At 56.9% G+C, this 22,185-nt stretch carries 22 protein-coding genes; 4 read left to right on the plus strand and 18 right to left on the minus strand.

Translation table 11 applies throughout. The annotated features are described in order from the left end of the window. The 12 genes from AC4ED1_RS13515 to AC4ED1_RS13570 form a co-directional block, all read right to left on the minus strand. Positions 1-136 (minus strand): helix-turn-helix domain-containing protein (locus AC4ED1_RS13515; protein ID WP_490939546.1); only part of this gene is annotated, 136 nt, incomplete at its 3' end. 5 nt (positions 137-141) lie between these two features. Next, positions 142-540 (minus strand): IS200/IS605 family transposase, encoded by a 399-nt coding sequence (tnpA, locus tag AC4ED1_RS13520; protein WP_490939467.1) that lies wholly within the window; start codon positions 538-540, stop codon positions 142-144. 50 nt (positions 541-590) lie between these two features. Then, on the minus strand, positions 591-2,531 hold the full coding sequence (locus tag AC4ED1_RS13525; protein WP_490939469.1) for a stage V sporulation protein D: 1,941 nt from the start codon (positions 2,529-2,531) through the stop codon (positions 591-593). A gap of 131 nt (positions 2,532-2,662) precedes the next feature. Beyond that, positions 2,663-4,849: a penicillin-binding transpeptidase domain-containing protein gene (locus AC4ED1_RS13530; protein ID WP_490939471.1), complete on the minus strand. Its 2,187-nt coding sequence runs from the start codon at positions 4,847-4,849 to the stop codon at positions 2,663-2,665. 6 nt (positions 4,850-4,855) lie between these two features. Next, on the minus strand, positions 4,856-5,230 hold the full coding sequence (locus tag AC4ED1_RS13535) for a septum formation initiator family protein (RefSeq protein WP_490939473.1): 375 nt from the start codon (positions 5,228-5,230) through the stop codon (positions 4,856-4,858). Positions 5,231-5,282: 52 nt separating this feature from the next. Further along, positions 5,283-6,221, minus strand: coding sequence for a 16S rRNA (cytosine(1402)-N(4))-methyltransferase RsmH (gene rsmH / locus AC4ED1_RS13540; protein WP_490939475.1), 939 nt, complete (start codon positions 6,219-6,221; stop codon positions 5,283-5,285). A 27-nt stretch (positions 6,222-6,248) separates the two neighbouring features. Then, positions 6,249-6,680: a division/cell wall cluster transcriptional repressor MraZ gene (gene mraZ, locus AC4ED1_RS13545; protein ID WP_490939477.1), complete on the minus strand. Its 432-nt coding sequence runs from the start codon at positions 6,678-6,680 to the stop codon at positions 6,249-6,251. Between the two features lie 331 nt (positions 6,681-7,011). After that, the gene (gene namA, locus AC4ED1_RS13550; protein WP_490939479.1) at positions 7,012-8,031 is read right to left on the minus strand and encodes an NADPH dehydrogenase NamA; all 1,020 of its coding nucleotides are present in this window, start codon (positions 8,029-8,031) and stop codon (positions 7,012-7,014) included. Between the two features lie 172 nt (positions 8,032-8,203). Further along, entirely contained in the window at positions 8,204-9,136 is a 933-nt protein-coding gene (locus tag AC4ED1_RS13555) for a ketopantoate reductase family protein (protein WP_490939481.1), read from the minus strand. 23 nt (positions 9,137-9,159) lie between these two features. After that, complete coding sequence (locus AC4ED1_RS13560) at positions 9,160-9,366, minus strand: type II toxin-antitoxin system antitoxin (RefSeq protein ID WP_490939483.1); 207 nt, start codon at positions 9,364-9,366, stop codon at positions 9,160-9,162. Between the two features lie 13 nt (positions 9,367-9,379). Next, positions 9,380-10,219, minus strand: coding sequence for an SPFH domain-containing protein (locus AC4ED1_RS13565; protein WP_490939485.1), 840 nt, complete (start codon positions 10,217-10,219; stop codon positions 9,380-9,382). A gap of 62 nt (positions 10,220-10,281) precedes the next feature. Beyond that, complete coding sequence (locus tag AC4ED1_RS13570; protein ID WP_490939487.1) at positions 10,282-10,935, minus strand: YjbE family putative metal transport protein; 654 nt, start codon at positions 10,933-10,935, stop codon at positions 10,282-10,284. 145 nt (positions 10,936-11,080) lie between these two features. Between AC4ED1_RS13570 and AC4ED1_RS13575 the strand changes: the two genes are divergently transcribed. From AC4ED1_RS13575 to AC4ED1_RS13590, 4 genes are read left to right on the plus strand one after another with little or no spacing between them, the layout of a single operon-like run. Further along, positions 11,081-12,712: a spore germination protein gene (locus tag AC4ED1_RS13575; RefSeq protein ID WP_490939489.1), complete on the plus strand. Its 1,632-nt coding sequence runs from the start codon at positions 11,081-11,083 to the stop codon at positions 12,710-12,712. A gap of 18 nt (positions 12,713-12,730) precedes the next feature. Beyond that, positions 12,731-13,849, plus strand: a complete 1,119-nt coding sequence (locus tag AC4ED1_RS13580; protein WP_490939491.1) for a GerAB/ArcD/ProY family transporter — start codon at positions 12,731-12,733, stop codon at positions 13,847-13,849. Between the two features lie 34 nt (positions 13,850-13,883). Continuing rightward, complete coding sequence (locus AC4ED1_RS13585; RefSeq protein WP_490939493.1) at positions 13,884-15,062, plus strand: Ger(x)C family spore germination protein; 1,179 nt, start codon at positions 13,884-13,886, stop codon at positions 15,060-15,062. Positions 15,063-15,097: 35 nt separating this feature from the next. Then, complete coding sequence (locus AC4ED1_RS13590; protein ID WP_490939495.1) at positions 15,098-15,325, plus strand: hypothetical protein; 228 nt, start codon at positions 15,098-15,100, stop codon at positions 15,323-15,325. Positions 15,326-15,356: 31 nt separating this feature from the next. Here the strand turns inward: AC4ED1_RS13590 and cobA are convergent, their stop codons facing one another. Genes cobA through cobM form a run of 6 tightly spaced genes read right to left on the minus strand, consistent with a single transcriptional unit; the run spans position 15,357 to position 22,183 of the window. Continuing rightward, the gene (gene cobA / locus AC4ED1_RS13595) at positions 15,357-16,127 is read right to left on the minus strand and encodes a uroporphyrinogen-III C-methyltransferase (protein WP_490939497.1); all 771 of its coding nucleotides are present in this window, start codon (positions 16,125-16,127) and stop codon (positions 15,357-15,359) included. Positions 16,128-16,163: 36 nt separating this feature from the next. Beyond that, positions 16,164-17,708 carry a precorrin-3B C(17)-methyltransferase gene (gene cobJ, locus AC4ED1_RS13600; RefSeq protein WP_490939498.1) on the minus strand — a complete coding sequence of 515 codons (1,545 nt, stop codon included), beginning with the start codon at positions 17,706-17,708 and terminating at the stop codon, positions 16,164-16,166. A gap of 21 nt (positions 17,709-17,729) precedes the next feature. Next, entirely contained in the window at positions 17,730-18,674 is a 945-nt protein-coding gene (locus AC4ED1_RS13605) for a sirohydrochlorin chelatase (protein WP_490939500.1), read from the minus strand. A gap of 22 nt (positions 18,675-18,696) precedes the next feature. Continuing rightward, positions 18,697-20,091 carry a cobyrinic acid a,c-diamide synthase CobB gene (locus AC4ED1_RS13610; RefSeq protein ID WP_490939502.1) on the minus strand — a complete coding sequence of 465 codons (1,395 nt, stop codon included), beginning with the start codon at positions 20,089-20,091 and terminating at the stop codon, positions 18,697-18,699. Beyond that, positions 20,088-21,296, minus strand: a complete 1,209-nt coding sequence (locus AC4ED1_RS13615; protein ID WP_490939504.1) for a cobalt-precorrin 5A hydrolase — start codon at positions 21,294-21,296, stop codon at positions 20,088-20,090. The genes AC4ED1_RS13610 and AC4ED1_RS13615 overlap by 4 nt, the downstream gene beginning before the upstream one ends. Then, positions 21,296-22,183 carry a precorrin-4 C(11)-methyltransferase gene (gene cobM, locus AC4ED1_RS13620; protein WP_490939506.1) on the minus strand — a complete coding sequence of 296 codons (888 nt, stop codon included), beginning with the start codon at positions 22,181-22,183 and terminating at the stop codon, positions 21,296-21,298. The genes AC4ED1_RS13615 and cobM overlap by 1 nt, the downstream gene beginning before the upstream one ends. Positions 22,184-22,185: the final 2 nt, after the last annotated feature.

The raw sequence follows: 22,185 nt of genomic DNA on the forward strand, positions 1-22,185 counted from the left end.
CACCGTCCCGCTCATAGGCTTCCTTCCGGCGAGCAAGAAAATGGTTGTACACAAACCGGCAGCACCCGATGGTGCGCCGGATGTGCTGTTCCTGTTCTTTTGTCGGATGGAGACGGAAGGAATAGGCTTTGTGCATATCGTTCACCCGCGCTTTTTCTGAGCTTCGACGTACCGGCGGATTGTATCACTGGATACATTTCCTGCCGTACTCACAAAGAAGGAACGTGTCCATAAACTGGGAAGGTGTCTTAGATGCGGGAATTCGTCCCGCAACCGCTTTGATGTGATCCCATTGATCGTCGCCATCATTCCGGAAGGCGAATTCGCGGGGAGACAATTGAGAAACAAATGAACATGGTCTGGCATGACTTCCATTGCGAGAATCAGCCAATCGTTTTGGACGCAAATCTCGCTTACCAGTTCTTTGAACCGCGATTCCACTTGACCAACGAGAACTTTCCGCCGATATCGCGGACAGAACACGAAATGATAGTTGATGAGCGATACGGTTGTTTTCGTATGACGATATTTTTGTCTCATACCATGATTGTATTAGTTCAAATAAACTGTAACGAGTAGAAACGCACCTGTCAAGGAACAGGCTGGTCGCTCAGAAAGATTCTGACGGTGGAACCCGGGGGAACTTTCGTTCCCGCCGCCGGCGCTTGCGCCACAATGTGTTTTCCTTCCCCGACCGTTTCAACGCGCAGACTGGAGCTGCTCTGGATCATAACCTTCTGGGCTTCTTCAACCGGAAGGCCGGCCAATTGCGGAACCTCCACCGGGCGGATGTCCCCATATTGATATTCGCGGGCGATGCCGTTTTTCCTTGCCGGTACGTTCAGATAATGGAGCGAATCCGCCAGAATGTTTCCGACCACCGGCGCGGCAATGGTACCCCCGAAGATCAAACTCCCTTTCGGATTGTCCACGGCAACATACGCTACCAGTTGCGGATCGTCCGCCGGCGCCATCCCGACAAACGACACAATATAATGTCCCTGCTTGTAACCGCCCCCCGGAGCGGCAACCTGCGCCGTCCCCGTCTTTCCGGCGATGCGGTATCCTTCGCGGAATGCGTTCTTACCGGTTCCCTGCGCCACCACGCTTTCCAGCGTCTCGCGGACCGTCTTCGCCGTCTGTTCCGAGACCACCCGGTGCTTCACCTTCGGTTGGACGGTCTCGATCACCTTCCCGGTTTCCGGGTCGATCCACTCTTTGGCGACATGCGGCTCCATCAGAAGGCCGCCGTTCGCGATTGCGGACACGCCCATCACCTGCTGGATCGGCGTCACGGAAACACCCTGTCCGAAGGAAGTGGTCGCCAATTCCAAAGGGCCGACTCTGTTTAATTTAAACATGATGCCTTTTCCTTCCCCCGGTATGTCGATGCCGGTTTTCTGCCCAAATCCGAACTTGAAAATGTATTCGAACAATTTCTCCTTGCCAAGCCGCTGCCCCATCAGCATAAACCCGGGGTTGCAGGAGTTCTCCACCACCTCGAGAAACGTCTCCGAGCCGTGGCCGCCCGCTTTCCAGCAGCGGATTCTCCGGCCGGCCACCTCATAATAGCCGGGATCGAAAAACCTGTCTTGCAAATTGACCTTCTTTTCCTCCAAAGCGGCCGCCAACGTCACGATCTTGAAAGTCGATCCCGGTTCAAACGTTTTCCAGATCGCCAGATTGCGGTTGTAGACTTCCTGCGGATATTCCTTGTAATTTTCCGGCTTGAACGTCGGGTAATTCTCCATCGCCAGGATTTCTCCCGTTTTGGGGTCGGCTACGATCGCCATCACCCCGTCCGGATTGTACTTCACCACCACATTTTCGATCTCCCGCCGTACGAATGTGGAGATTTCTTTGTCGATTGTCAGCTTCAGATGCTGCCCGTTTTGCGGAGGGGTGTACGAATCGTTCTCATTTGGCATCGGTTCGCCTCTGGCGTTGGCAAAAAACGAAATGCTGCCGGGTTTTCCCCTCAGCCGCTCGTCATACCATTGTTCGAGCCCCGTCAGCCCCTGGTTGTCAATACCCGAAAATCCGAGAATATGAGCGGACAGCGATGCAAACGGATAATAACGCTTTCCCTCTTCCGTGATGTATATCCCCGGAAGCTTCAAGGCCCGGACTTCTTTCGCCTTTTGTTCGTCGATCTTCCGCCCGCCCGGCATCACATAGACCAGAAGGGTGCGCTTGCTGATCCTTGCAAACAGATCTTCCGCTTTCACGTCCAGCACTTTGGCCAGTTTTTCGGCCGTTCCCTGCTTGTCTTTAATCTGGGCGGGAATCGCAACGACCGTCGGGGCGCTTCCGTTATAAGCGAGCACCTCCCCGTTGCGGTCCATGATCGTCCCCCTTTTGGGTTCAACCGGAATGTTTCGCCGCCAGAGATCTTCCGCTTTTTCCGTCAACCACGGAGCCTGAATCAACTGAATATACGCCAGACGGCCAATTAACGCGAGCAAGACCGCGCCCAGCCCGAAAAGTATGACCACCAGCCGCTTCCGAAGAATCCCGTTGCCAGTGCGCACAGTAGAGCCTCCTCCCGTCGCCACAAATTCACTACCCATCATACGCTTGTCATGCTTGGGCTAGAATCGGAAAGCGGACGGCTGGAAGATTCCAGGCCGTCCGCTTTGCAACGCGAAGAGAGCTGCCGCAATTAATTGCCGCCGAAATTCAGTTTGATCTTCGTTCCCGCCGGTACGAACGACCCGCCTTTTGGTTCCTGGCCGACCACAAGCCCCACCCCCGGTTGATCGACACCGAGGTCGAGCATCGACAGAATCTCAACCGCTTCTCCCAAGGTTTTCCCGGTTAAATCGGGGACCTGGACGTTGCCCTGCGCGTCTTTGCTGTTGCCAGTGATCACGATGGCGGAAGTGCCTCCCGGCACCTTACTGCCAGGCTTGGGCCACTGTGCGGAAACTTTGTCTCCGCCGCCGATGACTTGCAACCGCAACCGGTTGGCGGATGCTGCCTGCAGCGCCTGATTGCGGTCCATGCCCGACCAATTGGGGACGATCGCGTATTTGAAAAGATTGTTGGTTCCGGTTTCCACCACCTTGCCGTCTTCCGCCTTCAGGCCGATGTGGGGCAGCACGTTCGCGAATACCTGTCTGGCAAACGGTGTGGCCACAATGTTGCCGAATTGCAGATCGTTATTCGGCGAGTCGACGGTGACATACACAAGAATCTTGGGTTTGTCGGCCGGCGCGAATCCGATAAACGAACAGATATAGCGGTTGCTTTCATATCCGCCCGTCGCCTTGGCGATCTGGGCCGTACCGGTTTTTCCGGCGATCCGGTATCCCTCGATGTAACCCGCTTTCGTCGTGTCGTTCTTGACGACCCCTTCCATCACATCCCGCACCGTCGCCATCACTTCCGGCGTCGCGACTTCACTGATAACGTGCGGCTTCTGTTCTTGAATCGTCGCCTCCGCTTTCGGATCGCGGATTTCCTTCATGACAAACGGCCGCATCACCTTGCCGCCGTTCGCCACCGCCGAGACGGCTGCCACCTGCTGCATCGGCGTCACGGATATCCCTTGCCCGAAGGAAGTGGTCGCCAAGTCCAAGTCACTCATCTTGTCCGGGTTGAACAGCACCGACTCTCCTTCCCCGGGGAGATCGACGCCCGTTTTTTGGTTGAACCCGAATTTGTAAATGTAATCATACAGCGTTTTCTTGCCGAGCCGTTGGCCGAGAATCACCATACCGACGTTGCTGGAATGTTCCACTCCCTGCCGGAACGTGATGCTTCCCCATCCGGTATAGTTCCAGTCGTGGATGGAAATGCCCTGTACGGCAATGCTGCCGGAAGCGAAATATTCGTTCAGATTGACCTTGCGTTCGTTCAACGCCGCCGTCAGGGTCACGATTTTAAAAGTCGATCCCGGCTCAAACGCGGCGTTCACCGCCCGATTGTTGTCAAGCACCTTTTGTTCCGATTCGTAAAACTTGTTGGGATTGAAAGTCGGCCGGTTCGCCAGCGCCAGGATCTCCCCGGTGTTCGGGTCGACGACCACGATCGAGGCGTTTTCCGGGTTGTATTTTTTGACCAGATTATCCAGCGCGTCTTCCGCGTAATGCTGGATCGTCTCATCGATCGTCAGCCATACGTCCTTGCCGTCGACCGCTGGTTTTTCTTCCGCTTTCTCGTAGGGCAGGGGATTGCCGCGGACATCCCGCAGATATCTGCGCGAGCCGTTTTCGCCGCGAAGCACGTCGTCATACTGCAACTCGATTCCGGCCGCGCCCTTAAGCGCTCCTTTTTCGTCCTTGGTGACAAATCCCAGGAGATGGGCGGCAAGCGAACCGTTCGGGTAATGGCGGGTGGTCGTTTTTGTCAAAAAGACGCCCTTCAACCCGAGCTTTTGGATTTTTTCCGCCGTATCCGCGTCGATCGTTTGTTTCAGCGGAACCCCGACCCGGTTTTCCTTTGGATCCGGCGTCAGTTTCCGATAAATCTCCGCTTCCGGCATTTGCAGCAGAGGGGCCAACTTCTGCGCGTAAATTTGCGGATCGCCACGTCCCGGGTCAAGTTCCTGCGGATTCTTGTTTTTCGGGTCTTCCCATGCTTTTTGGGCCGCTTTGATGATGTTGAGGTCAGCGTCCACATTGTAGGCGACTGTTGTATAGGCCAGCTTTTTCCCGTTGCGGTCGTAGATCGTGCCGCGAACGGCCTGGATCGTGTCGCTTTCCCGCCAGATTTTTTCCGCCGCCTTGGCCCAGGCTTCGCTTTTGAACAGTTGGATGTAGCCAAGCCTTACAACCAGAACCGCCATGCCTATCAACAGAAAAAGCCGCAGCCATCCGGATCGGACTCTGACTGTGTGATCGGCCATCCGCGATCACTCCTTGCCCGCCTTGGCAACAGCACCCGAGGTTGTCGACACCATCCCCATCTCGCGCGCTTTCGCAATGATACGCGCGGGAGAAGACAATTCGTTGACACGGTCATTCAGTTTTTGGTTTTTTTCCAGTTGCTCTTCAACCTGCTGTTTCATCCGTTCCACTTCGATGTTCTTCCGCGCGATTTCGGAGAATTGCCAGATAATCCCGCTCAGGATTCCCGTACAAAACAGGATGGTCGCGATCCATTTCAAACGTTCCCAGCTCGTCTTCTCTCTCGCCGCTTGTTGCACGCCCGGGCGGGAGATTTCAGCCTGCTTTTTCCAAGCCTTCGCTGTCGCAGTCGTGGTGTGTAAGGGTCTTGCTGCCAGCATGATGTAACTCCTCTCCAATTCCGTTATGTACGCATTCTTTTATGGACGTGCCTTATATTCGCTCCGCGATCCTCAACTTGGCGGACCGCGCCCGCGGGTTTTGCTCCAATTCTTCCCGCGAAGGCAAAATCGGTTTCCGCGTCAGAATCTTCACCTTCGGTTGATTGTTGCATTGGCAGACCGGCAGCTCGGGCGGGCAGAGGCAGCCTCTCGCCGCTTCTTGCAGAACGATCTTCGCGATACGGTCCTCCAGCGAATGAAAGGTGATCACCGCTATCCTGCCGCCTGGCTTTAAACAATCGATAGCGCCGCGAAACGCTTCTTCAAACACTTTCAATTCATCGTTGACCGCGATCCGAAACGCCTGGAACGTGCGTTTCGCGGGGTGCGGACCTTCCCGCCGGGCCGCCGCCGGGATGGCGGCCTTGATAATGTCCACCAGCTCTCCCGTGGTTCGAATCGGCCCTTTTTTTCTCGCTTTGACGATGAACTCGGCGATCCGTTTGCCCCAACGCTCCTCGCCGTATTGAAAAATCGCGTCGGCGATCGCTTTCTCGCTCCACGTATTGACAAGATCATACGCGCTGAACGATTGGGTCGTGTCCATCCGCATGTCGAGCGGGGCGTCCTGCATATAGCTGAATCCGCGCTCTTTTTCGTCCAACTGCGGCGAGCTTACACCGAGATCGAACAGGACCCCGTCAACGCCACCCGGCGCGTATTGTTCGACTATCTGAGTCAAGTGGCGGAAGTTTGCATGCACCAGTCGATACCGCCCTTCGAAACCGGCCAGCACCTTTTGCGCGTTCTCAATCGCCCGCATGTCTTGGTCGATCGCGATCAACTTTCCGTTCGGAGACGTGCGTTCCAAAATCCGTTTACTGTGTCCCGCTCCGCCAAGGGTGCAATCGACATAGACACCGCCGGCCCGTGGCACCAATCCCGCAACCGCTTCTTCGGCAAATACGGACACATGATGAAAATCAGGCATACGACACCCCACCATAACGCGCCGGAATCAGAAGTTGAGATCGGTGAGCTTTTCCGCGATAGAGGCGAATGAATCGGCCGCATTCCGGCTGTACGATTCCCAAGTTTCTTTCGCCCAGATCTCGACCCGGTTGGAGACGCCGATGACGACGCAGTCTCGAACCAGTTTCGCATACTCCCGAAGTGGTCCCGGGATGACGATTCGCCCCTGCTTGTCCAGTTCGCATTCGCCCGCCCCGGAAAAGAAAAAGCGGACAAACGCGCGGGCATCGGCGCTGGTTAATGGAAGACTTTTCAATTTCGCTTCTAGCGTCTCCCACTCCTTGCGGGGATATACGAACAGGCAGTTGTCAAGGCCACGGGTAACGACGAAGCCGGACCCCAATTCTTCCCGAAACTTGGCAGGAATGATCAGGCGCCCTTTTTCATCGACGCTATGCTGATATTCACCCATGAACACCCTGCGTCACCACCTCGAGGGAATATCCACCACTTTCCACCACTTCCCTCCACTTTCTGTATCTACAAATTCGTTGCCTAGAAACAGATTCCTGCTATCCACAGGGGAAATTTTTTGAAAAAGTTGTTCCAACGGGGAATTTAAGGAATAAAGACCTATTGATCCACAGGTTATCCACAGCCGCAATAGGTCTATTGTCCTGTTTTCGTTCGGTGGGGGAAAGCGGGGGAAACAGCGTGTGGGAAACAAAAAACCGGCGCAGCCTGCAAAAGGCAAACGCCGGTTTCAACTTCACTTGTTTTAAGGCGATCTTCACTTTGGTGGGATGCTCTTAGTATCCCATTCGATAGACGCCGGGCAGTTCCATTTCCGCCCCGAGCGTCAGAGCCGCTGTCTTGGCCCAGTGCGGGTCGCGCAGCAGTCCGCGCCCGACCGCCACCAGATCGGCCCGCCCGCTTTGCACCGCCTGTTCTGCCAATTGCGGGCTTTCCATCCGCCCGACGGCGATCACAGGGATCTCCACCTCTTTCCGAATCCGTTCCGCAAACGCCAGTTGATAGCCGGGATACTGCTTCGGCGCGACCGGAACGTTGCCGCCCGACGAAACATCCATCATGTCAACGCCCGCTTCCTTGAATTGCCTGACCATCCCGGCCATGTCATCGACCGTATAACCTTCCGGCGAGTACTCGTATGCTGAGACTCTCATCAATAATGGCATGCCAGCGGGAAGTTCCCGTTTCACCCGCCGGATCACTTCCAGAGCGAAACGCAAGCGGTTGGCCTGGCTGCCCCCGTATTCATCCGTCCGTTTGTTCGTGATCGGCGACAAAAATTCGTTGATCAGATAGCCGTGCGCCCCGTGAATCTCGACCGCGTCAAAGCCGGCTTCCACCGCCCGCCGAGCCGCCTGTCCGAAGGCTTCGACAATCTGTTGAATCTCCTCGACCGTCAATTCCTTCGGCACGCGATATTTTTCCGAAAATGCGATCGCGCTCGGCGCGACATTCGGTTCTTCCGCCACTTCCGACTTGCGCCCGGCATGCGCCAACTGAATGGCCACCTTTGCACCGTATGTATGGCAAAAATCGACGATCCGCTTCAGCCCCGGGATATGGCCATCGGAAAAAATGCCGATGTCCCGCGACGTAATGCGCCCCCGGCTTTCCACCCCGGACGCTTCCACCATCACCAGACCGACTCCGCCTACAGCCCGCGAACCGTAATGAACGTAATGCCAATCCGCCACGCTCCCGTCCCCGTTTGCCTGGTATTGGCACATCGGGGACATCATGATCCGGTTTCTAACCTGCAGGCCTTTGAGTTCGAAAGGATCAAACAACGACGGCAATTGGATCGCCTCCCCGAAAGTGATTTCCAAAAACTATCGTATCGGTTTTGGAAACGGAAGTAAAGTAAGCTCGATTACAGTAGGCAACGCAAAACTTCGCGGTCAGTTTCCTCTCTTTTCGCACAACACCATCCACTCGTCGACTTGCATGGTCCATGATCAAGTCGCCTCCTCACAAACACCCGCCAATATTCGCAACCCGGCGTGCCAGTTCCCGGTTGACCGGTGTTTCCACCGACAGTTCCTGTCCCAAACGTACCACGGCTCCGTTTAAAGAATCAATTTCCGTGCGCCGGCCCTTTTCCACATCCTGCAGCATGGAGGAACGATTGGCGGCCGTCTGTTCACATACCTGCAGCATCCGGCCGACTCCTTCCGCCGCCTCCGCTTCGTCAAGAACCCCGAGCGCTTGCGCCACGCGTCCCGCCTCTTTTACCGCCGCAACCGCCGTCTTCCGCAACTCCGGCCGCTCCAGCACTTCGCCGTTTGTCACCCGGTAAATCGCGGTCACCGGATTGATCCCGATGTTGACAAGCGCTTTTTTCCACACTTCTTTCCGCATATCCTCCCCGATCCGCACTTTCCAGCCCGCCTCCGCAAAAAGGGCCGACAGCTTGCCCGCCGCCGGGTGGTTCCCGCCATGCCCGCCCAGGACGAATTCCCCTTCGCCCCTTGCAGCGACTTCATGATCGGACAGGGAAGTCGCTCCGTAAGTGGCAAGCCCCAGCAATACCCGCTCCACCCCGAGTACGGAAGCGAGCGTCTCGCCGTTTCCAAGGCCGTTTTGCAGCGACAGAACGGCGGGAGTTCCCGGCATTCGGGCGATCTGCCGGGCGGCTTGTTCCGTATCGAAACTTTTGACTGCAAGGATCACGAGGTCGACGCTGTCTGCGGGCATATCGGTTGTGACCGCGACCGGCAAAACAATTTTTTCGCCGTCCGGGCGGATCAGAACCAACCCGTTGTCCCGCAGGCTCCGGGCCTGTTCCGGACGGTGCGCAAGCAACCGGACTGCACAGCCCGCCCGAAGCAAGCCGGCCGTCACCAATTTTCCGATCGCTCCCGCTCCCATCACGACAATTCGGCGCATGTCGGCGCTTTTCACGGAATCACCTCCATCTGTCAAAACTACACATCTACGCAATCGTCTGTCCGTTCATCCCTGTCTTTGCCGCCGCTTCTCCCGGGTTGCAAACGTCCCGCCCGCCGGGCGGCGTCCCGCAACAGGTATTCGATATGGGAATTCACGCTTCGAAATTCGTCGGCCGCCCAGCGCTCCAGCGCTTCGTATAGCGCGGCATCGATCCGGAGGGGAAACTGTTTCTTCTTCGCCATGGGAACCAACCGCTTAATAGATGGTTCCCGTATTGATCACAGGCTGCGAGGAACGTTCCGAGACAATCGCCACCATCAGGTTGTTGATCATCGTCGCTTTCCGTTCTTCATCAAGTTCGACAACACCCTCCTGCTGCAGTTTGTCGATCGCCATCTGCACCATGCCGACCGCTCCCTCCACTATTTTTCGGCGGGCGGCCAGAATGGCGGATGCCTGCTGACGCTGCAGCATTGCCCCCGCAATTTCGGTTGCGTAAGCCAGGTGGGTGAGCCGGGCTTCCATCACTTCCACCCCGGCAACAGACAGCCGATGTTGCAGATCGCTTTTCAGTTCCGCCGCAACTTCTTCTGTGTTCCCGCGAAGCGAATAACCCTCCTGTTCAAACAGATCGTACGGATATTGGCTTGCAATATGGCGCAACGCCGTTTCGCTCTGAATCTCCACAAATTGTTCATAGTTGTCGACCTGAAACAGCGCCTGCGCCGAATCCACCACTTTAAACACCACCACGGCGGCGATTTCGATCGGGTTGCCTTCCACATCGTTGACTTTCAGCTTCGCACTGTTAAAATTGCGCACTCGTAAGGACACAGTCCGGCGCCACGCGAGAGGAACCGACCACCAGAGGCCGCTTTCCCGCACATTGCCAAGGTAGCGTCCAAAGAAGGTCAGAGCGACCGCCTGATTCGGCTGCACCACAAAAATCCCGGTGGCAGCCAGCACCGCAAGAAGAATGGCGATAATGCCAACCAGTTCCCCGCCGAAGATATTGTAAACGCCCAATCCCAACAGCAGCGTTACGGCAAGGACTCCAACAAATCCGTTGATCGCCGGAGCTTTTCTTTCGTTCATAGAAAAATCACCTCTGTGGTTTGATACTAAAATGATATCATTTTGAAATGATTCTTGCAAATCTACCCCGCCCGCCGGCTTTTGTGGAGCGCGGCGACCAACAGGGTCACACCTGCCACGGCCAGAGCGCCCCAGACATATCTTCCGGCCAGTCGGGACAACCCCGCATCCTCGGCGAGAATTCGTCCCGCCGTCCAGGCGAGAATCGCCGAGCCGATCACCATCAACTGCGGGAACCGCTCCAAAACCGTACAGATTCCCGCACTTGCCAGCAACATAAACGCCATGCTGATCATCAGGCCGGTTGCAAGCAGCAGCAGATTTCCTTGCGCCATGCCGGCGATCGCCGCCACATTGTCGACGCTCATCGTCAAGTCCGCCAGCAGAATCGTACCTGCGGCCGGGAGCAGACCGCCTGCCTTGAAACCTCCTGACACAGTCGCCTGATCCTCTTCGTCCACAACCATCTTCAAGGCAATCATCCCCAACAGCAGGGCACCAAACGCACGCACATAAGGAACGGCCATGACTTCGGCAGCCAGGCCGGTTAACGCCACCCGGATGATTAAAGCGCCCAGGATGCCGAAGAGCATTGCCAGACGCCTCTGGCGACGCGGCAGTCCCGACGTCGTCATCGCAATCAGCAAGGCGTTGTCGCCAGAAAGCACAAGATTTACCAGCACAATCTCGCTTACTTGCAGCCAATCTCCCACCACCGCGATCGACTCCTCAAAATTTTATCGCCCTGTCTGAAGATATGCCATATGGCAGGACGAGTATGACCGCACCAAATTCAACCCCTTAGAAACAAAAAGCCGGTCCCGAAAAGGACGCTCGGCAAACCGTCATAAAAATTTCCAGATGGAGAAGAATAAACATCAAACTTCCAATTTTCGGACATTCCGCAAATGGGGAAAGGGGGGGGCACAGTTGATTCGAAAGTTGCTCAGGCGGCAAAGACACCCGATTAAACCGCAACCGACGGAACAACAACTGCCTGATCGACAGACGCCTCTTTCCGCGGACATCAACCGGAATATCAAAGATCTTCGCGCCGTCTACACAAACTGTTACGATGTGGTCTTCCGCCCTTTTCTGATCGGAGGGCGGACCAGGGCGTTTCTAATATATATCGACGGCCTGTCCGACATCGCGGAAATCGACAAGAACGTGCTTTCTCCTCTTATGCGGGAAGCGGCGGAATCGACCGACCCGAATCTGCTCTTTGAAAAAACGACGTCCGTTTCGAAAGTCACACCGGTACAGACGTTGGCGGATGCGGTCGACCAAATCTCCCAGGGAAACCCGGTCATCCTGATTGATGGGGAACAGCGCGGGATTTCCTTCGGACTGCCGAAGTGGAAGCAGCGGTCAATCGAGGAACCGGTTGCCGAATCGGTCGTCCGGGGTCCGCGGGAAGGATTTACCGAATCGTTGGCGGTCAACACATCCTTGCTGCGGCGGAAAATCAGGAGTCCCGGTCTGAAGATGCAATCGCTCACCGTCGGCCGGCAGACGCAAACCACAGTCGTCATCGCTTATATGGAGGAAATCGCCGACAAAACCCTGATCGAAGAAGTCACTAACCGGCTCAAGCGAATCGACATCGACGGCGTCTTGGAAAGCGGGTACATCGAAGAATTGATCGAGGACAACCCTTATTCCCCGTTCCCCCAGCTTCTGAACACAGAACGGCCCGACGTGGCCGCCGCCGGCCTGCTGGAAGGGCGGGTGGTCATTCTGGTGGACGGATCGCCTGTTTCCCTGATCGCGCCGATTACCTTTTTTTCCCTGTTGCAGGCGCCGGAGGACTATTACCAGCGGTCCCTTATCGGTTCTGCCATCCGTTTAATGCGCTATCTTTTCGTAGGTCTCTCACTTCTGCTCCCTTCGCTTTACGTCGCGATTCTTACATTCCATCAGGAGATGGTGCCCACTCCCCTGCTGGTCACCATATCCGCTTCCCGGGAAGGGGTACCGTTTCCCGCGCTCGTGGAAGCGCTGATCATGGAGGTGACATTCGAGGCGCTGCGGGAAGCGGGTGTCAGACTGCCCAAGCAGGTGGGTTCTGCCGTCAGCATTGTGGGAGCCTTGGTGATTGGTCAAGCCGCAGTGGCGGCTGGCATTGTATCGGCACCGATGGTCATGGTGGTGGCCATTACGGGCATCGCTTCTTTTATGATTCCCCGTTATACCGCCGGAATCGCGCTGAGGCTGTTGCGCTTTCCGTCCATTCTGCTGGCGGGGACGTTGGGTTTGCTCGGCATCATGCTTCTCATCATCTTGGTCGTCGTACACTTTTGCAGTTTGCGTTCCTTCGGGGTTCCATACCTGACACCGCTGGCCCCGTTAAAAATAAGCGAAATGAAAGACACGACCATTCGGGCTCCCTGGTGGTTGATGAACACTAGGCTGCACTTAACTGGGGAATCCAACAAATACAGACAATCTCCCGGTCAGAAACCGGGTCCCGCCAGAGAGGACGAACAGTAGGGGAAGAGGTGGCGACCGATGATCGAAAAAGGCAGAATCTCCGCATTTCAGATGGGAGTCATGATGTATCCGACAATCTTAGGAACCGCAATCCTGATCGTGCCGAGCATTTCGGGCAAATACGCGGGGCGCGACTTGTGGCTGTCGCCGGTTTGGGCTTCCACCGTTGGCTTTCTGGTCATGTATGTTGTACACAAACTGCACCAACGATATCCGGGACAAACGATCATTCAGTACGGCGAACAAATTCTCGGCGTGATTCCGGGAAAGGTGCTCGGATTTGTCTATTTGTTCTTTTTGCTGCACACGTCCGGCATCATCCTCAGGGAGTATGCCGACTTTGTTGCCATTGCTTTTCTCAACAAAACCCCGCCGATCGTTCTGATCGGGTCCCTTGTATCGGTCTGCGCCGTCGCGGTGCGCGGAGGGGTAGAGGTGCTGGGAAGAGCCGCCGAAGTGTTCTTTCCGCTTTTTGTCTTTCCCCTTTTGGTAATGATTCTAATGCTTACTCCCGAATTGAAGGTGAACAAAATGCTGCCCGTGCTGGAGAACGGAGTCGTGCCCTCTCTGCTGGGAGCCATCACACCGCAAGCCTGGTTCAGCGAATTTTTGCTCGCCTCGTTCCTGTTTCCCTGCTTGTCCGATCGTGAAAAAGGGCTAAAGTGGGGGATGCTGTCGGTAGCAGCCGTGCTGGTCACTTTAACAACCGTCAATCTGGTCATCCTTTTCCTGCTTGGAGAAAACTCCAAAAATTTTGTTTATCCGGTCCTGATCGCCGCTCGATACGTCAGCATCGCCGACTTTCTCGAACACCTGGAGTCGTTTGTGATGGCGATTTGGGTGACGGGCGTTTTTGTCAAAGTCACGGTCTTCTATTATGCGCTTGCGCTCGGTCTGGCGCAATGGATCAATCTGTCGGACTACCGGTCGACGGTCTTTCCGCTCGGACTGCTTTTGACGGCGTTCGCTTTCTGGTCCATTCCCAACCTGCCTGAACTGGCCCATTTTCTCGGCACGATACTGCCTTTTTACGCAACGCTGGTGTTCATGGTGATCCCCGCGCTGCTGTTGCTGCTTGCTATGATCCGAAAAGGGAAGTGCGAAAACGACAAGGGGAACATCCCATCACAACGCTAAGGCATCTTTGTGCGCCGAGAAGGGAGGAAAACGGTTGAACGGCACTTGGGCACGCAAGCTGGCAAAAGTGGTTGGCATCCTGTCCCTTTGCGCATGGACTCCGTTCCTGTCCGGCTGCTGGGACCGGATCGAACTGAATGATATGGCGTTAATTCTAGGGGCAGCCATTGATCAAGGAAAGGACCAACAGGTCAAGCTATCGGTGCAGCTCATTGTGCCGGAAACCATTTCGGGCGGACAAGCGATGGGCGGGGGAGGAGGAAGCGGCGGCAACGCCCCAAAAACCGTAACGCGATCGGCAAGCGGAATTACAATGGCAGATGCGCTGACGAACCTTCAGAAAAAGATACCCCGCCGTCTATTCTGGGGACACACAAAGATCTTTATTATTGGCGAAGAACTGGCCGAAAAAGGCATTCGCGACGAAATCGAGTTCCTGTCGCGCCATCCGCAGCCCCGTGAGCATGCGTATATGTTCGTCAGCAAAGGCAAAGCGTCGGATGTTTTGGAACTGAACCCGTTTGTCGAGCGCAGTTCGGCGGAAGCGCTCCGGGAAATGGCGAGATCCCGTCTTCTCTTGAGCGTAACGTTGAAAGAATTGCAGGAAATGCTAAAGAGCGAGACGGAAGCGGCAGCCATTCCCCGGATCGAAATACTGCCGCAGCGACCGGGCGAAGATCCCAAACGAACCCTTGCCTACATTAACGGAACCGCCGTCCTGAAGAAAGGGAAACTGGTCGGCCAGGTTGACGACAGTACGACACGGGGAATCCAATGGCTGCGAAACGAGATCAAAACGGCCACCATTACAATCTCTCCCGGGCAGGCGAAAGGTTTTGTGTCAGCGAATATGCTTCGGGCCAATACGCAACTGATTCCGCAAATTGAAAACGGAAAATGGAAAATGAAGGTAAAAGTGGTAACGGAGGACGATGTGGTGCAAAACGCGACCAATCTGAAATTGGCCGATCCGGAAGTGGTGAAAGGATTGGAAAAACAACTGGCACAACGGGTTCAGGACTATGTAAACTTGGCGCTGGACCGGGTGCAAAAAGAGATGGGGGCCGATGTCTTCAACTTCTCGGATGCCTTTCACCGCAAATATCCGGAACAGTGGAAAAGCGCGAAAGACCGCTGGGATGAAATCTTTCCCCGGATCGAAGTGTCGGTCGATGTCAGAACTTACATACGCAGGCCCGGTTTGACCACTTAACCGCCAACCCTGCCGGAAAAAGAGGTGAAGAAAAAGTGAAATGGGGAGCCGTACTGGGCATCACCTTACTCGTAGCTCTGATCATCTTCTACGAATGGCCGAAAATCAACCCGAACCAGCGAAGAGAGAAAGTCGCTTTTGCCGCATTGACCGCAATCGCGTGGGTGCTCGCCGTTTTGCTCGTCTTTTTTCCGGATATGCCGGGGCCGAGTCAGGCGGTGGAAATCCTGTTCAAGCCTTTCGGCAAGCTGCTGGAAAAATAACTGCAAGGGGATTTGTCGTTAATCCCCTCAGTTATGCACCAAAACGGGCAATCTGTTCGAACCACGCCAATTTTTCACGCAAACGCACCACTTCGCCGATGACAATGACGGCGGGATTTTGAAACCCGGCCGCTGCCGCCTTCCCGGAAATATCTGTCAACGTGCCTGTCAATGTCTCCTGCTTGTCGCTGTAGGTTCCCCAGCGGATGAGAGCGACGGGGGTGGCGGCCGGTTTGCCGTGCCGCAGCAAGTTCTCCGCAATCATCGCCAAATTGCCGATTCCCATCAGGACGACCAGTGTCTCGTCGCTCGCCGCATACCGCTTCCAGTCGATGGAGGAAACGTTTTTTTCCGGATTCTCGCAGCCGGTGATAACGGCAAAAGACGATGCAATCCCCCTGCAGGTTACCGGAATTCCCGCATAAGCGGGAACGGCGACCGCGGAAGTGACGCCCGGTATGATCTCGTATTCGATTCCGTGTTCCGCGAGAACCGCCGCTTCTTCACCGCCGCGGCCGAACACGAAGGGGTCGCCGCCTTTCAGGCGGGTCACAATTTTCCCCTGTAACGCCTTGCCGACAAGCAGCTTGTTGATCTCTTCCTGGCGAAGGGTATGCTTGTCCGGAAACTTTCCCGCGAAGATCCGTTCCGCCTTTGCGGGAGCATACTCCAGCAACGCCGGCGACACAAGCCGGTCGTAGACGATGACGTCGGCCCGTTGAATGCTTTCAAGACCTTTGACCGTAATCAACTTGGGATCGCCGGGACCCGCCCCCGTCAAATACACTTTTCCTTTTGCCATTTCTCTCCCTCCTCCCGCTTCCCGAGCATCCCCCCGTCAGTCCCCGCAGACAGGTTCCACACTCTTGCCGGAAACCGTATCGTCCCAGCGGAAGCCCGCGACCTCACCCTGCCGTTTCAAAAACCGGTGGAATCGTTCCTTCGGATGGGCGCTGGCCCGATACTCGTCGACGATCCGCTGCACATTTGCCGCCAGTTCTTCCGGCGGAATCCCTTCCGCCGCTTTTTGGCCCGCGTGCGGTGCGCAGCCGCCGCGTTTGCCGCCCAGATACAGCTCAAAAAAACCCCTGCGGTAGACGACGCCGATATCCTCCATCACCGCTCCATAGCAGGCCATCGCGCATCCGTTAAAGCCGATTTTCAACTCATGCGGCGTCTCGACGCCGTGCAGAAGCTGGTGCAGTTCTTCCGCGTACGGAATCGCCTCCGTTTTTTCGCCGTCGCAAAAATCGCAAGCCACGATCTGCGCTCGCAAGCCGACCGGGGAAATCAGAAGACCCATCTCGCGCAAACGCCGGCTGACCGTTTCCGGATCGCCGCCCGGAATCTTCAACACCATCTCGTGACTCGGCGTGTAAGCGAGACTCCCGTCCTCCCCCACCAGTTCAGCCATGCCGGCGAGTTGGGCGGGAGTGAAGTCTTTGTTGGCCACGCCGGGCGAAACTGCAACCTCCAGGACGGGAACGGTATCCGGGTATGCAGGAACCGCCGGATTGCTCCGAAACGATTCGTTTTTCACCCCGCTGCCAACCGGAACGGCGGCGTCCAGCGACCAGGGGCTCGGCAGCAAGCTCCGCGGCTGCTCCTCCGTCCTGCCGCCTTCTCGCGAAAGCGTGTATTTCCGCTGGTAGCCCCGGGGGGTCACGATCAAATCGTGATGGGTAAACGTTGAGGAATTTCCAATGATCACCGTCGTCAACATGCCGATTTCATGATTCAGCATGTCTTTAAGCGTTGTGACCGTCACCTGTTGCGCTTCCCGGTACGCGCTCTTGACCAATCCGACCGGCGTTTCCGGCGAACGGTACTTGAGCAGAATCTTTTGCGTCTCCACGATCTGGCGGGTGCGTCTGCCGCTTTTCGGATTGTACAGCACCACGACGAAATCGCCCATGCCGGCCGCTTCCACCCGTTTGGCAATCATCTCCCACGGGGTTAAATGGTCGGACAGCGAAATCGCCACAAAATCATGCATCAAAGGAGCCCCCAGCAAAGAGGCGCAGGAGGCAAGCGCCGGAACCCCGGGCACCACCTCGACCTCCGGATCGTCGCCCGGCTTCCACCCCTGTTCGATCAAAACTTCGTACACGAGTCCGGCCATCCCGTAAATTCCCGATTCGCCGGACGAAATCACCGCGACCGTGCGGCCCGACTTCGCTTGCTTGACCGCTTCCTGTGCCCGGGAGACTTCTTCCGTCATGCCCGTCCGCACAATCTGCTTGTCGGTAAGCAACCCGCTCACAATGTCGACATAGGTCTTGTATCCGATTACGATCTCGCTGTGCCCGATCGCGTATCTGGCCCGCTCCGTCATCTGCTCGTAGGCGCCGGGTCCAAAGCCGACCACAAAAATTTTTCCCATCCGGTTTCTCTCCTCCCTGTGCTATCGGTTCTTTGGCCTGACGACCGCATCGCTTCCATCCTCGTTACGGTTCTGCGAATCACCGTGAACGCCATGGCTGTGACCGTGATGTTGATGATAAGGGCCATGGTCATGCTGGTGATCATGGCGGTGATGATCATGGTGATGGTGAACCGCTTGCAGTCTGTATTTGCACAGATCGCAGTTCATCGTCGCCCCGCCGGCCGCGACTTCGTCAATCCGGTCCGCCACAATGCCGACCAGCTTGACATGGTATCCGAAATAATCGGCCATAACGAAGGAAACGGCCGGAAATTCCCGCGCGAGTTCCCTGAGCATCGATTCCATCCGTTTGATGAGAACGCCGGTGAACAGAAAATACGGCAGCACGACCACCCGCGACATCCCCATTTTGGCCGCCCGCCGGACGCCTGTTGGAAAATCGGGAAACGTCACCCCGATAAAGCAGGTTTCGATGCCCGCCACTCCGGTTCGCTCCCACAAGATCCGCGCCAATTTGTACAAGTCTCCGTTGGCGTCGGGGTCGCTTGAGCCGCGACCGACCAGAAGGATGGCCGTATCCTGGCGGTCCGCGGTTTTCCCTTCCGCCTGTTTCAGCCGTTCCTCCAGAATCCGCATGATCTCCTCATGCAACCCCAGATGTCTGCCGTACCGAATCCGCAATTGCGGATGCCGCTCGCGGGCCTCGTCCAGGATATGGGGAATCTCCACTTTCACATGCCCGGCAGCCAGCAAAATAACGGGGACAGCCGTGATGCGCGTCGCTCCTTCCGCCGCCAGCCGGTCAATCGTCTCGTCAATGGTCGGACGGGCCAACTCCAAATAGGCGAATTCAATGCGGGTGTCCGGTTTTTGACCGCGCACCCGTTCCACAAACGCTTCGAACTGCCGGTTTCCTTCCTCGTCGCGACTGCCGTGCCCGATCAGCAACACCGCTTCACTCACTTGCATCCCCTCCCTTGTTCTCTCAATTTTTGTGCCTGGATTCTTTGTATCTTTCGCACCGCTTAATCAGAGAGCGCACCATATCCGGATTGGACCCGAAATGCAGATGGGTGTAGCTGGCCAAAAGGTTCCCGTTGGCATACCCTTCCGGGGTCTCTCCTTTACGCCCGGACAATCGCCATGCCCACGGATAATCGTCTTCGTCAGGTGTCAACACGGAGTAATGGAACTCGTGGCCCCTTGCGCTTTCCCCTCTTGCCAGCAAGAGGTGATCGGTCGCGGCCGTCGCCTCCCGGTACCCCAAAGCCGCCAACCGGCGTTGCATCCGGACTCCGGCAGGAACCAAACCCGCCATCGGGAATTCAAATCCCTGCCGGTCCGTTAAACTGCGGCACAGAAACATCAGCCCGCCGCACTCGGCATAGATCGGCATTCCCGCCTGATGTGCGCGACGAATCTCATCGAACAGCGCCTTCTTGGCGGATAACTCCGCCGCAAACTCTTCCGGAAATCCCCCGCCGAGATAGAGGCCGTCAACGCCGGACGGGAGCCGATCGTCGTGCAGGGGAGAAAAAAACACCAACTCCGCCCCATAAGCCTCCAGCAGTTCCAAGTTTTCCGGATAGTAAAAGTTGAAAGCGGAGTCCCGCGCCACTCCAATCCGCACGCGCAAATCGGCTTTCTTTGCGGGAAAAACGGAGGTTTCCGGCGGGAGCACGTCGGGAGCCGCCTCCGCGATCTGCAGCAGCCGGTCGAGATCGATTGCGGAACTCACTTTGTCCGCCAAAAGCTCAAACAGGCCTTTTAACTCCCCGCGCTCCACAGCCGGGACCAAGCCGAGATGGCGCTCCGGCATCGTCAATGCCTCGTCCCGTTCGAGATATCCGAGGCAGGGGACGCCGCATTCCTGCTCAATGGCCGCTTTCACGATCGCAAAATGCCCTTTCGAACCGACTTTGTTCGCGATCACGCCGGAGATCCGCACGGCAGGGTCCAATTTTTGAAATCCAAGAACGACAGCCGCCGCTGAACGGGCCATGGAATGCGCATTGATGACAAGCACGACGGGGGATTCGAGCAGTTTCGCGATTTCCGCGGTACTGCCCTGATCGCCAAGCGGGTTTTTCCCGTCGTAAAGCCCCATAACCCCCTCGACAATCGCCAGATCCGCGCCGGCGGCTCCCCGCAGGAAGCATTCGCGCATCGCGTCGCGGGTTAACATCCATGTATCCAGGTTGCGGGATTGTCTCCCGGTCACGGCGGTATGGTAGGAAGGGTCGATGTAATCGGGGCCTGCCTTGTAGCCTTGAACCGTATACCCTTTGCGTTGAAAAGCGGCCATCAGCCCGACGCTTACCGTGGTTTTCCCCGTGCCCGAACCTGTGCCGGCGATGACCAGCCGCGGAATCCGGCTCATGCGGTCACCCCCTCGGTTCCGGCGGATACTTCCTTACCCGACGGCGATTTACCGCTCGCCGGGGACGCTTCCGCCGCCGGCAGGTCCGCACCCGTTTTTTTCCGGAAATCGATCCGCGCCAAGGCGATTGTCACATTGCCGCTCGCAGTCTTCTCCAGCAGAAGGCGGTCGGTGCAGGCCGCCAACAGGGCTGCCGGTTCGCTGACACCGTATGCGCCGGTGAACTTGAACACCGTTTCCGAAGGATTGGGGATCGCCACGCTGTTCAATTGCCCGGGTTCATAAGCCAGCAGCGGCCAGCCGTATTTTTCGGAGAGGGCGAGCAGTCCCGGTTCGTCTTGTTTCAGCGTGATCGTCGCGATAGAAGCTACGCTTTTCCACGACAATCCCTGCCGTTCCAAAACGGTGAATACCACGTTCTCGATCTCTTCCATCGAAGTGCCGCGATTGCAGCCAAGCCCCAGCACGATCGATTTCGGACGGTAGATCACCCGGTAAGGGGCGATCGCAAGTTCGTGTTCCGCCAACAACCGGTCCGTCACCCAGAGCACCGCATGGAAGCCCTGCGGCCGGATCGCGCGGGCTTCCTCCAAACTCCCGCAGACTTGAATCTGCTTCGGAACCGGCGTTTGCCGCTTCCACCAACCGGTCTCACCCGTTTCCTGAATCACGGCGACCGGTTCTTCGTTCACCACCGCCGCCGACGCGGGGGTTACCTGCCGATCGTCGTCAATCTCCCAGCCGAATTCCCGTCCCAGCAGGTCTACCGCAATCGTGCCCGACACATCCGAAGCGGTCGTTACCACCGGAGTCGCTTTGAGAATCCCGGCAACCCGCTCCGTCAACGCGTTTGCGCCGCCAAGATGGCCCGACAGCACGGAAATGGCGAATTGCGCCCTGTCGTCGACAACAACAACCGCCGGATCGACTTTTTTGTCTTTCAGGAGCGGGGCGATCATGCGGACAACCGCCCCGAGCGACACCAGAAGAATCCAGCCGTCATATTTGTGAAAAGCCTCTTCCAGCACCAACTTGACATTGGCCGGGAAAGCGCGTACCGCGTCCCCGTCTTCCTCCCGCACAAACTTCTCGGACAAATAGACATCCGCGTCGGGCATTGCCGCCGCCAGCCGGCGGGCGTGCTCCGCTCCGTGCTTGGTTATGCCGACGATCGCATACGGTTTCGGATTGTCTGCGATTCCCATTACACCCCACCTCCGGTTGCCGGTTTCGCTGCGTCAACATCGGCCGGCGTTTCGTCCGCATCCGCGCTCTTCCCGGAAGTCTGCCGCCCGGGCCCGGTGGCATTCTCTTCTTTTGCGGCGCGTCGATACCGATGGGCAAACGTCTTGTCGTACAGTTTCGATTTGTGCCCGTGGGAGTACTGCAGCTTCGGATCGAGCGCCCAGCCGGCCAAAACCATCGCGTGGGACCGGATGCCGAGGCGCTTCATTTCGCCCGCGACCTCCCCCAAAGTAGAGCGCAGCACGAGCTGGTCCGGCCAGGTCGCTCTCTGCACCACCGCCACCGGGGTGTCGTCGCTCCATCCCGCCTCCCGCAGTTCCGACACCACTTTCTCCATCAGCGCGGCCGACAGGAAAAGCGCGATCGTCGCCCCGTGCTTCGCCAGATCCTGCAATTTCTCCCCTGCAGGCACCGGCGTCCGCCCTTCGGCCCGGGTCAAAATCAATGTTTGCGTCAATTCCGGTATCGTCAGTTCCGCGCCCAGCACCGCCGCCGCCGCAAACACGGAAGACACGCCGGGCACGATCTCCCATTCGATTCCCGCTTCGTTCAGGTGTACAATTTGCTCCATGATGGCCCCATACACCGCCGGGTCGCCGGTATGCACCCGTGCCACCGTTCCTCCCGCCCCGGCTGTTTGCACCATGCGGGCCACGATTTCTTCCAGGGTGAGGCCGGCGCTTTTTTCGACGACGGCGCCCGGCTTCGGGTTCGCAACCAATTCTTCGTTCACCAGCGAATCGGTGTACAAAATCAGATCCGCCTCTTCCATCAGCCGTTTGCCTTTCACCGTGATCAGTTCGGGATCGCCGGGTCCGGCGCCGATGAAATACACCTTGCCTGCCACCT

It is taken from the genome of Effusibacillus sp. SKA8 (genome assembly GCF_058273125.1).